The 10,779-nt window shown below is 55.8% G+C and carries 10 protein-coding genes and 1 pseudogene; 9 read left to right on the plus strand and 2 right to left on the minus strand.

All coding sequences use genetic code 11. The features are described from left to right. From ABI171_RS01540 to ABI171_RS01575, 8 genes and pseudogenes are all read left to right on the plus strand, one after another. A pseudogene (locus ABI171_RS01540) lies at positions 1 to 226 on the plus strand (hypothetical protein); the annotation flags it as partial. Positions 227 to 314: 88 nt separating this feature from the next. Beyond that, positions 315 to 746 (plus strand): prepilin-type N-terminal cleavage/methylation domain-containing protein, encoded by a 432-nt coding sequence (locus ABI171_RS01545; RefSeq protein ID WP_348099203.1) that lies wholly within the window; start codon positions 315 to 317, stop codon positions 744 to 746. Further along, positions 743 to 1,327, plus strand: a complete 585-nt coding sequence (locus ABI171_RS01550; protein ID WP_348099204.1) for a GspH/FimT family pseudopilin — start codon at positions 743 to 745, stop codon at positions 1,325 to 1,327. Before ABI171_RS01545 ends, ABI171_RS01550 begins: the two co-directional genes overlap by 4 nt. Before the next feature lie 2 nt (positions 1,328 to 1,329). After that, complete coding sequence (locus ABI171_RS01555; protein ID WP_348099205.1) at positions 1,330 to 1,764, plus strand: prepilin-type N-terminal cleavage/methylation domain-containing protein; 435 nt, start codon at positions 1,330 to 1,332, stop codon at positions 1,762 to 1,764. Further along, a complete protein-coding gene (locus ABI171_RS01560) occupies positions 1,761 to 2,933 on the plus strand; it encodes a PilW family protein (RefSeq protein WP_348099206.1) in 1,173 nt (390 codons plus the stop codon). Before ABI171_RS01555 ends, ABI171_RS01560 begins: the two co-directional genes overlap by 4 nt. A 12-nt stretch (positions 2,934 to 2,945) precedes the next feature. Then, positions 2,946 to 3,557, plus strand: a complete 612-nt coding sequence (locus ABI171_RS01565; RefSeq protein WP_348099207.1) for a hypothetical protein — start codon at positions 2,946 to 2,948, stop codon at positions 3,555 to 3,557. Positions 3,558 to 3,662: 105 nt separating this feature from the next. Next, entirely contained in the window at positions 3,663 to 7,511 is a 3,849-nt protein-coding gene (locus tag ABI171_RS01570) for a PilC/PilY family type IV pilus protein (protein ID WP_348099208.1), read from the plus strand. Between the two features lie 100 nt (positions 7,512 to 7,611). Continuing rightward, entirely contained in the window at positions 7,612 to 8,157 is a 546-nt protein-coding gene (locus ABI171_RS01575; RefSeq protein WP_348099209.1) for a hypothetical protein, read from the plus strand. Between the two features lie 36 nt (positions 8,158 to 8,193). Here ABI171_RS01575 and ABI171_RS01580 read toward each other — a convergent pair whose 3' ends face one another. Then, complete coding sequence (locus ABI171_RS01580) at positions 8,194 to 8,991, minus strand: transporter substrate-binding domain-containing protein (protein WP_348099210.1); 798 nt, start codon at positions 8,989 to 8,991, stop codon at positions 8,194 to 8,196. A gap of 184 nt (positions 8,992 to 9,175) precedes the next feature. On the opposite strand from ABI171_RS01580, the gene ABI171_RS01585 reads away from it, so the two are divergent. Next, positions 9,176 to 9,679: a hypothetical protein gene (locus tag ABI171_RS01585; protein ID WP_348099211.1), complete on the plus strand. Its 504-nt coding sequence runs from the start codon at positions 9,176 to 9,178 to the stop codon at positions 9,677 to 9,679. Positions 9,680 to 9,768: 89 nt separating this feature from the next. On the opposite strand, the gene ABI171_RS01590 is transcribed toward ABI171_RS01585, so the two are convergent. Further along, complete coding sequence (locus ABI171_RS01590) at positions 9,769 to 10,455, minus strand: SPFH domain-containing protein (protein ID WP_348099212.1); 687 nt, start codon at positions 10,453 to 10,455, stop codon at positions 9,769 to 9,771. Between the last annotated feature and the right edge of the window lie 324 nt (positions 10,456 to 10,779).

A 10,779-nucleotide genomic window follows, 5' to 3' on the forward strand; every position in this document is an offset into this window, starting at 1 on the left:
CGGTAACACGGAAGTGGTGCGAGCGAAGCTGAACACCATGAAATCGCTCAATATCAGCGACAAGATTGAAGACATCCTGATCACGCTGACCAAGCAGTACCACATCATCCGTCCGGTCGAATCCGCCAGCGGCCTGTTCGTCTATCTGGTGCTGGTCAAGGATCGTGCGAATCTCGCGCTGGCGCGCCGCAAGGTCGCCGATGTCGAGTCCGAGCTCTCTATCTGACCGATGCAAGCGAGGCGGCCGCTGCATGCAAGCCGCCTCATCCGTTGTCTCGATATCTGTAACAACCATATTCCAAGAAAAGCGCAACATGGACAAGTCTGGCAAAGGTTTTACCTTGATCGAACTGATGGTCACGGTCGCGATCATCGCGATCCTGTCGGCCATTGCCTATCCGAACTATGCCGATTATGTCATCCGCGGCTACCTGGTGGATGCGACCAATGGCATGTCCAGTACACAAGCGCAACTGGAACAGTATTACCAGGACAACCGGAAATACACAGGCTTCGTTTGCGCCAGCACCTTCAACAATTTCAAAGTGAACTGCTCGTACAACGCCACCGGTTCGGAATACACCATTACAGCCGATGGCAAGAGCCCCGGGCCTGTCAGTGATTTCCACTACGCCTACGCTTACACGGTTGCCGGCGGGCTGGTAAAAACGACGTCAGGGACAAAATCAGGTTGGGGCAATACCTGTGCTACAGCCTGGATAGTCAAAAAAGGCCAATGCACATGACGCCGTCGCCTTCTGAAATCCGGGGTTTCAGCCTGATAGAATTGATGGTCACGATCGCTGTGGCGGCGATTTTGATGGGTGTCGCCATACCGTCGTTTACCACCTGGATTCAGAACACCAAGATCAGATCCACCGCCGAAACGTTGCAAAACGGCATCCGGCTGGCCAAGATTGAGGCTGTGCGGCGCAGCCGCCTGGTCGATTTCCGATTGACGTCATTGAACCCAGAGAAAGATGCAATAACATCTGCGTCCGGCACCAACTGGTATGTGCAGCAACATAGCGCCCTACTGGACAGCGACACCAGCGACGCCAATTACAATCTTTACGTGCAAGGCTCTTCAGTGACCGCTGCCAATGTCACTGTCACCCTGTCCCCGGCCACCAGCCCCGGTGTGGCCACCCTTACCTTCAACAGCCTTGGCCGCCTGGAGAACGCCGGCGCCGCTGTCTATGCGGTCGATATCGACATTCCCAAAGGGAGCTATCGCAAGCTCAGGGTGCTGGTCACGCAAAGCGGCCAGATACGCATGTGCGATCCGCAGATAACTTTCTCCACCTCAACGCCGACCGGTTGCTGAACATGAAAAAACATCCCAAACAACAACCCGGATTCTTGCTGATCGAGGTCATGGTTGCGCTCCTGATATTTTCCTTCGGAATCCTAGGTCTGGTCGGCTTGCAGGCTACCGCGATCAACAATTCCGTCAGCGCCGAAGATCGTACACAAGCAGCGCTACTGGCCGACAACCTGGTCGCCATATTGTGGAGCAAGCATAAATTGATCGGCAGCAGTTGTGACGCTGTGTGCGCTGCAGATGCCGGAGCGGCAAAGGACTATGCCAACTGGCAGACCACGGTGAAGCAAGTGCTACAGGACGGCAACGGCACAGCTAGCGCCAAGCTGGATCCCAGCAATAATTCAGTCGTCACTGTAGCCATTACCTGGACTCCCGCGTCCAAGGGCAATGCCAAAGGCGCCAAGCATACCTATCTGACCGAGGTGGTGGTGCAATGATGAAATTATTGAAAAACACGGCTACTCCTATCCGTCCGGCGTTTCAGCATGGGTTTAGCCTGCTTGAGCTGATGGTGGCGCTGGTGATCGGGCTGGTGGTCTCGCTGGCTATCTTTAGCGTGATTTCGGTCAGTGAGGCGCGCAAAAGAAACACCACCGGCGCCAACGACATGAACCAGAATGGCGCTTTCGCGATGTATCAACTGGATCAGGCGATCAGAAACGCCGGCACCGGATTTTCCCAGCAATATACTTTGACCTTCGGCTGTGCGATCAACGCCAGACGCGGCAGCACGGTGGTGATTCCTCCGGCAACCCTACCGAGCCCCTTCGACAGCCTGAAAGCGAATATCGGCGGCGTGTTCCGGATGGCGCCGGTCATCATATCGCACGACCCCAGTGGCTCCCAGCTTTCCGACACCCTGATGGTGATGGCTGGATCTGCCGGTTACGGCGAAATGCCGATCGAGTCAACCAGTGCGCCCACTGTCAGTTCCACCGCTCAATTACATTTATTGAATACCTTGTCTTTTTCAGCAGGCCAGCAATTGCTGGTGGCCGACCGCCCGGACGCCGCTTCGCTTCCAGCCTGCCTGATTGAAACCGTCGATGCCAGTTATAGCGGTGATCCCGGGGCTGGCGTTTTGCCGCTTGGGGGCGCGTTTTACACGGCTGGCAGCGATAAGACTTTAGCCAGTTATTCTCCCGATTCGGTAGCGATCAATCTTGGTGCCAGCCCATCCTTCAAGCTGTATGGCGTGGGCGCCGGCAATACACTGGCCGGCTTCGACCTGCTGAATGGCGATGCTACCAAAGACGACCTGATCGGCGATGGCGTGGTGGAGTTACACGCCATCTATGGCATCGATACGGCGAACAATGGCATCATAAAATGGACCGCCCCGACCGGCGCATATGCTGCCAGTGCGCTGCTGGATGGCAGCATCAATGCCGGCAAAAATATTGCGTCTATCAAAGCGATCAGGATCGGCTTGATCACCCGTTCCGCAGTAGAAGACAAGAAAGCCGTGCCGCAATCGCAGACATTCAGCATGTTTGCCGATACGGCCATTCCTTATACGAAAACACTGGGCGCCGCCGAGCAGACTTTCCGCTATCGCGTGCTGGAAGCGACCATCCCTTTGCGCAATGCGCTGGTGCTGAATTAAAAGGGACTTCTGATGACCATATCTGCCTTCCACTTTCAATCGTTATCTTCTGGTTCACGGGAGAAGCGTAACATCCGTGCGCCGCAGCGCGGATCGGTCCTGATCATGGCGCTGATTTCCCTGCTGATCCTGATGCTGGCCAGTGTCGCACTGATCAGTTCGACCGACACCGCGCTGCTAACCTCCGGCAATCTCGCCTTCAAACGCGACCTGGCCAATCAGACCGAACTGGCGGTGGCGCAAGTCAGGGCCAAGTTTGTCACTGGCGCCCTGGTATCGGAAGCGGTGTTGTACAACGATGTGACGGCTGAAAATTACTACGCGCACGTTCTGCCTTCGATAAAAATACCCGGCATCCCTGACGTCCTGATCAAGGCGACAAAAGACGATATTCCAGACCCCGGCACGGGTATCAGACTGCGCTATGTCATCGACAGAATGTGCGTCTCGGGGACCGTTCCCGACAAGTCGATTTGCACCATGGGTTCGTTTGTCGATGACAAGGGCGGCACCAACAACTTGATCAAGGTGAGCGCGGGCCTGGGGCCGGTATACCGGCTCACTATCATGGCGCTCGGCCCGCGCAATACCCAGACGTTTGCCCAGATTACGTTCACGCATTAAACGCAATAAACGCATTAACGCACACAAGGCTGGCGGCCAGCGTTTCTCCCGCTTGAAGCTTCATGCCTTATGTCTAATACCGGATAGCCGACAGGAGCACAAATCATGAATCAAGTCCTTAAATCGCCGCTGGCGCCCTATTGGCTGGCCAGTCTCGCGTTCACCGGCCTGATGCTGGGCTGCGCCCACACCGCGCAAGCGCAAACCGCACTGAGCGATACGCCCTTGTTCAGCAGCGTGAGTGTGCCATCCAATGTACTGCTAGCGCTATCGGTCGAATATCCGACTGCGCTAAGCCGCGCGCATACCGCGGCATATTCGTCCGGCACGGTTTTTATCGGCTATTTCGATCCCGACAAATGCTATGACTTCGACAATCAGAATGGCTATTTTGTCCCCCAAAAAGCTGCCGCAAGCCATGCTTGTTCAGGGCAATGGAGCGGCAACTTCCTGAACTGGGCCACCACGCCAACTATCGATCCGTTCCGCTGGGCATTGACCGGCGGCTATCGCCTCATAGACACGGCGACCACGACCGTATTGCAAAAAGGCTACATGTCGAATCAGGCCGCGGCTTCGAAATTCCCGGTGCAGGCGATTACCAATGATGCGACAACGATCAGCGGCGCAACGCCTTTCACCGGTTGGTCGAATATTTACGTGCGAGTGTATAACTTTGCTACCTCGATGCGGGTGGCGAACAGAAACGACTGGACTGCCATAGCCAAAGACGACATTCCCGATCCTTCAGCGGTCTTTGTCACCTCGGCAATGACAGTCAACGGCGCCAACGTGCCGATGTCAAGCCGGACTAATGACGCCACCTTCGACATACCGGTACGCGTCAAGGTCTGCGATCCGACGGTGTCATTGGAAGCCAATTGCACCAAGTATGGCGATAATATCTACAAGCCGACCGGCCTGATCCAGAACAATGCGGACAAGCTACGGTTCGCCACGTTTTCCTATCTCTATGATTCGAACATCAGGCGCGATGGCGGCGTGTTGCGCGCCCGGATGAAATCAGTCGGCCCGCAGATACCGGTGCCGGGATCGACCAGTATCGACAATCTGCAAAAAGAATGGGATCCGGCTACCGGCATCTATGTCGACAATCCCGATAGCGCTGACGCCGACGCTACCGGCAATGCCACCGGCAGCACCATCGCCAACAGCGGCGTGATCAATTATTTGAATAAATTCGGCCTGTACAGCCTCGGGTACAAGCTCTATGACCCAGTCGGCGAAATGTATTACGCCGCGCTGCGTTATCTCAGGCATGTCGGTAACGTGGCGGCATACAGCAATAAGCTGACGGCTGCCATGACCGATGGCTTCCCTGTGATTACCAGCTGGGACGACCCAATCCAATATGCCTGTCAAAAGAATTTCATCATCGGCATCGGCGACGAAAATACCCATGCCGACGCCAATCTCCCCGGCAGCACCATTATCGACACCAATGAGCCCCCCATGCCCGCCAAGGTCAGCTCAGACTTGCCGGCCTCGCCGAAGCAAGACAAGTGGCCCTTTAATGTGTCGGATGCGACCAGCAAGGTCGGCGCGCTGGAAGGTTTGAGCAATCTTGAAAAGGCAAATCCACCCTGGTGCTGCTCGGACGGCAATACCTTTTTCATTGCAGGCCTTGCTTATGCAGCGCACACCAGCGATCTGCGGCCCAATGATTTTATGAAAGGTGTTTTCGATGTCAATGGTAATCCTGTTATCGATAATAATACTGGCGAGCAGAAACAAACCAAGCTGTTCAAGACGACCGCCGCCACTTACTGGCTGGATGTCATGGAAAGCAATCTCGAAAACAAGGGCAATCAGTATTGGCTAGCCGCCAAATATGGCGGCTTTTCGGTTCCGGATGGCTACAGCACCTATGGCAATACTACGGCGCTGGCACAATCCACATGGAACAGCACCGGCGATACGGACAGAAACGGCGATCCGAGGCCCGATAATTATTACGATGCCGGCAAGGCCGCACTGATGGTATCGTCGCTGAACGATGCTTTTAAAAATATCAATACCGCGTCCCAGTTCTCTTCGTCGCTGACAGTTGCTTCGCCGGCAAATCTTGCCGATGGTGCTACCAGCTACAGCACACAGTACTTTGCCGCAAATTGGTCGGGCGATGTGACCGGCAGTACGCTGATATTCGATGCAACGTCCGGACAGCCTACCCCAACGACCGCATGGAATGCACGCCTGCTGCTGGAAACGCAAGCGGCTGCGCTTGGCTGGGACAAGCAGCGTTTTATCGCGACCAGCGATGCCGGCAAGGGTGTGGCGTTCCGCTCCGCCAGCATCAGCAATAGCGGTAATGCTGCCGCCTTGTCAGTGAGCGGCGTGACCAGCACCGATGTGGTGAATTTCCTGCGAGGCGACCGCAGCAAGGAAGGCGCACCGTTTCGTCAGCGCGCCTATCTGCTGGGCGATATTGTTGCATCCAAGGCAGTAGCGGTGGCTGCACCGTCTGCAACTTATGCGGATGCCGCCAATCCGGGCTACAGCGACTTCAAGACCGCTCAGAAATCGCGTGGCACGGTGGTCTACGTCGGCGCCAACGATGGCATGTTGCATGCCTTTGATGGCACATTGAACGAATCTGGCGGGAAAGAACTGTTCGCCTATGTGCCAAGTTTCCTGTTTCAGGGCCCCACCGCCACACCTGCGGTGAACGGACTGGCTTCACTGACCAACATCCACTATATTCATCATTTTTTTGTCGATGCGACACCAGTGGTGACCGATATCGATTTTGGCAGGTCCGGCAGCCCTGGCGTGGCAACGACGACAGCTGCCTGGCATTCGGTACTGATCGGCGGCTTGGGCAAAGGCGGCAAAGGTTACTACGCGCTGGATGTCAGCAATCCCGCTACGCTGAGCAATGAGAGCAATCTTGCCAAAGCCGTACTGTGGGAATTTACCGATGCGACCATGGGCTATAGCTATGGTCAGCCGGTGGTCGTGAAAACCGCTAAGTACGGCTGGGTCGTGATTCTGACTTCGGGTTACAACAATGCGGACGGCAACGGCTATTTTTATATTGTCGATCCGGCCAACGGCAAGTTGCTGGAGCCGCCGATCCCAACCGGCGCCGGCACTGCTTCGGCACCAAGCGGACTGGCGCAGGCATCTGCGTACATCGGCGACTATACTAATTACACTGCAGATGCCGTCTATGCGGGCGACCTGCTTGGCAATCTCTGGCGTCTGGATTTGACCAAAACCACCGGTGCCGCTTACGATGCGCCGACCAAAATTGCCTCTTTGAGGGACTCGTCCAAAGCAGCTATCGGGCAGCCTGTCACGACCCGGCCTTTGATCGAGGTCGATAAGAATTCATTGAAAAGATATGTGCTGATCGGTACCGGCAAACTGCTCGCGGACAGCGACATCAAGAGCAGCCAGATGCAAACCTTTTACGCAATCAACGATGGCACCGGCGGCAAATTTGACACCTCGGCGACGTTGCCGAAGGGTGTCGCCTACCCGATCACCCGCGCCAACCTGAATGCCGACACGGCTGTGTCCACCGGGATCGGATCAAGCCCGGCCAATCCGTCTGGCTGGTACATCGATCTGCCGGTCAGTAGCAACAAGATTGCCGGGCGGGTTACATCACAAGCAGCGGCCAACGCCGGCGTGGTGGCGTTTGCCGCCAACCTTCCCGATGGCGACGCTTGCACGCCTTCAGGAAGCAACGATGTCTACGCGGTCAGCTACGATACCGGGAAATCGCAGTTACAGCTACCAGACGGACAGATATTTGTCACTACGCCGGGGTTGAATAACGGGCTCTATTGGGCCAATATCAATGGCAAAATAAGACTGGTCGACACGACCACCCTTGGTTCGGGCAGCACCCCGCCGCTTCAGCCGCCCCCTGTCAGCGATCCATTCAACCGTTTGAACTGGCGTCAGATTCCAGTCTCGAACTAGGCGTGTGGACGGCGTAACGTTAAGGCGGCAACCGCTTGTGGCAGGTATCAAGGGCGTTGAATGCAGTGCATATCGATGGCCTTGCGTCGCTGCGTCCATTGTGGTTCACCTGGCCGTTGCAACATTGTGGTGGCATCAGGCCGATGCCACCATCCGCACAGCAGGCGACGCAAATACCGGCCGCGACAGCTACGTGGATGTCCGCCTGATTACTACGCCCCCTCAGGCCATCGCTACAAAAACGGCGGCAGAAATCACGACATCGGCTGGATCCCGGCCGGAGGCGGCAAAAACGCGGATCGCAGAGTTGCCGCCGCAATCATCCATGCCGATCTTCTTCGGACCGCAAGACGTTGACAAGAGCGCATTGCCATACAGCGCGCCGGATGCCGGTTTGATGAGCGGGCTGGCCGTCTCCGGGTTGCCGATTCGCTTGCGGCTCTATATTGATGCGAAGGGCTTGGTGATCCGCGTCGAGCAATTGCAAGCCCTTGACGATGATCGTCGCGCGGTTGAGCAAATTACCAAGATGCTGGTCCGCACTGCCTTTACTCCAGCCAGGCTGAACGGAATGGATGTGAATTCTTATCTGGACCTGGAATTCAATATCGCTCCTGACCTGCATCCAAGTGATGCGTCGCTTTGAAAGCACCAAGCCGGACTGGCTTCATTGCATAGCCGCTCATTCAAACTGCTTTGCCAGCTTCTCCGGCAACGGCACATTCAGCCATTTTTGCACGATGCCATTCAGTTCATTGTCCTTCTTCGCTTGCGTCAGCGCGGCATTGACGCGCGCCATCAGTGCCGGCTCTTCCTTGAGCAGGCCTACATAGCATGCGGATTCCTGGATGATGTATTTCATTTGCGGCTTGTTGCCGGCCATTTTTCCGGCCAGTGCGACAGCGACAAAATCACCGGTGCCGACCAGTTGCACCTGGCCTGCCAGGTACGCCGAGATCATGCCATTGTTGTCTTCGTAGCGCTTGATGGTGGCGCTGGCCGGCGCGGTATCGGTAAGCTGGCTGTCCTGGAAAGTGCCGCGCGCCACGCCGATCGTCTTTCCTGCCAGGTCGGCGGGACCGCTCACTTTGATGGCGGCAGGGCCGAAAACGCTATTGTTATAGGGCGAATACGGCTGTGAAAAGGCGATCACTTTTTCGCGCTCAGGATTCTTGCCTAAGGTCGAAATCACCAGATCGGCCTTGTGCGTTTGCAGATAGGCGATGCGGTTGGCGCTGCTGACCGGCACCAGTTCCAACTTCAAACCCATGCTCTTCGCAAGCAGCCCGGCGACGTCGACGTCCAGCCCTTGCAGTTTCAGATCTGGCGTGACGGAACCGAAGGGCGCAAAATCCTGCGGCACGGCTACCCGCAGGATGCCGCGTTTCTGGACATCGCTCAAGCCGTCGGCGCGCGCATTCTGTCCGCCCACGACGAATACATTGAGGGATAGCAGAAGCAGTAATTTTGCAAGTCTCATCAGATTCACCTGGATCAAGATGTTTATATAGCGATAGTCGCGGCGTTTCAGCCAGTGTAACCGCGATCGGACCGGGTTGGCGCACGCACAATCCTATGCAATGAACATGCCACAATCATGGCGCGGATGCTGATCAACGCCAATCCCAGGCAATCACGCGCCACTCCACGGTGCCGGCGCCGCCATGCCCAATGTCTATGAAGCCGACCTGCCGATGCGCTCGCAGGGAGCGGACATTATTAACCGACACCTCGGTAACAATGAAATCAAAATCGGCGCGCATCTGTTCTCTCTGCGTTTCATAAAGTTTCCTGAAAATACCCTTGCCGCGAAAACCCTTGTCGACACAAATCTGTCCCATGAAAAAATAGCTGCTTTCCCGCATCGGCACGCCGTCAAAGACGGCTGCCTCGGCATCCTCGAACATGCTATCGAGGAAGGGGAAAGAGGTTCTGCAATTCTTCAGCATGGTCAAGGCATAGCCGATGACGACGCCATCGGATTTCGCGACGGCATGCCGGTAGCCGCCGCACATCATCTGCAGCTCCCCGACAGTGTATTTCATGGTGACGAAGCCTTCCGTTTGCCGCTGATCGGACGCCACGACGTCCAGCAGATTCAGCCGCTGCAGTTCAACGATATGTTTCAGGTCACTGATCTGGTTGCTTATTTCAAACGTAATCATTGATGTCGGTGGCAGTCATGGCAATGGCAAAAGTCGTTTCATCGCAACGTTTGTGTCGGATTGACCAGCTTTTTGCGACGTAAATCGGGGTTCTATTTATTCGTCACAAACGGGATCGGCGCCGAGCCATACATTGTCGTCGGGACATCGCCCTTCCATTGCTTGGCCCTCACCATATTGACCTCGATCCGGCGCAATTCCAGCACATCCTTGTTTTGCGCCAGCGCAGCGTTTTGAATTTTCAGCGCATCTGCCTGCGCGGTCGCAATCTTCAATTGCGAGTACGCTTCGCCATCGGCGCTGGCGCGCATGGCCTGCGCTTCTGCTTCAGCCACCGCCACCTTCTGCTTCTGCTCCGCCTCGACGGTCTTGAGTTTGTTTTCCGCACCCAGGCGCAGCTGTTCCTGAGTTACCTTTTCATTGATCGCCGCCATGTATGAAGGAGAAAATGAAAATGTCCGCATATCGATGCCGATAACCTGGGCGCCGTAGATTTTCAACTTGTCGCGCAAAGCGGTGCTGATATCGGTGCTCACCTCCGAGCGGCGCGCGATCAGATCCGGCGCGCTGTATTTTGCTGTTACCGCCTTGAAAATTTCTTGGGTTGCGGTTTGCACATACGACGACAAATCGCCATCGTGGCTGTATTTTTCATATACATCCGCGACACTGTTGGTAGAAATCGAATAACGCACGGTCATGCTGACCTTGACCGGCTGGGTATCTGAAATGCTTTTGAAACTCTGTCCGCTGGGCAATAGCGGGTGGCAAAAATACAACAAACCGCCTTCATCTGCTATCCAGCTTGTCGCCTCGGCTAATCAGAAAATTGCGTCAAGAGTTCGCGCCGATTTTGCATATGCATGCTCAAAATGATTCGTTCCGTTCTCCCGCATCCGCACGCATTATTGACGGAAAATCAATTGAGAGCCGCCCATGCAGTCATCCTCCCAGAGCGCTGCAACCTACCTCCCCGCCCACATCGATCCAGGCGTTGGCACTGCCGAAGACAAACAACTCCCAGCCGTAACCTGGTGGTCGCGGCTGGAGCTGCCGACCTGGGGACTGATCGCCATGATCTACAGCGGCTGGCTGGCCTGCGT

The organism is Collimonas sp. (genome assembly GCF_039923675.1).
Classification (GTDB): domain Bacteria; phylum Pseudomonadota; class Gammaproteobacteria; order Burkholderiales; family Burkholderiaceae_D; genus Collimonas.

Bases quoted from the DNA above. Each gene is read 5' to 3' on its own strand.
- ABI171_RS01570 (WP_348099208.1), top strand. From the start codon at position 3,663: ATGAATCAAGTCCTTAAATCGCCGCTGGCGCCCTATTGGCTGGCCAGT.
- ABI171_RS01550 (WP_348099204.1), top strand. From the start codon at position 743: ATGACGCCGTCGCCTTCTGAAATCCGGGGTTTCAGCCTGATAGAATTG.
- ABI171_RS01585 (WP_348099211.1), top strand. From the start codon at position 9,176: ATGCCCAATGTCTATGAAGCCGACCTGCCGATGCGCTCGCAGGGAGCG.
- ABI171_RS01565 (WP_348099207.1), top strand. From the start codon at position 2,946: ATGACCATATCTGCCTTCCACTTTCAATCGTTATCTTCTGGTTCACGG.
- ABI171_RS01545 (WP_348099203.1), top strand. From the start codon at position 315: ATGGACAAGTCTGGCAAAGGTTTTACCTTGATCGAACTGATGGTCACG.
- ABI171_RS01560 (WP_348099206.1), top strand. From the start codon at position 1,761: ATGATGAAATTATTGAAAAACACGGCTACTCCTATCCGTCCGGCGTTT.
- ABI171_RS01580 (WP_348099210.1), bottom strand. From the start codon at position 8,991: ATGAGACTTGCAAAATTACTGCTTCTGCTATCCCTCAATGTATTCGTC.
- ABI171_RS01555 (WP_348099205.1), top strand. From the start codon at position 1,330: ATGAAAAAACATCCCAAACAACAACCCGGATTCTTGCTGATCGAGGTC.